The sequence below is a fragment of the Roseibium sp. RKSG952 genome, assembly GCF_009711355.1.
The window spans coordinates 1-236 of sequence record NZ_SMMF01000070.1; the positions used below are offsets into that span (position 1 = coordinate 1).

The window sequence follows — 236 nt, forward strand, 5'->3', positions numbered from 1 at the left end:
CGACTGGGGTGAAGTCGTAACAAGGTAGCCGTAGGGGAACCTGCGGCTGGATCACCTCCTTTCTAAGGATGTTCCTAGCATCACAGAGTTCGCTCTTGATCGTGGAACACTTAGCAGAAGATCAACAAACAAAGTTGATCAAACTCATGGACCGAGCCGTCCTCATATCTCTTCAGAACACATCAGGCCGACCGGCCTGTCTGGGTCGGTAGCTCAGGTGGTTAGAGCGCACGCCT

Annotated in this window: 1 rRNA gene; it reads left to right on the forward strand. The window is 53.0% G+C overall.

Annotated elements, in window-relative coordinates:
- A 16S ribosomal RNA gene (locus E1297_RS00160) occupies positions 1-62 on the forward strand; the annotation flags it as partial.
- Positions 63-236: the final 174 nt, after the last annotated feature.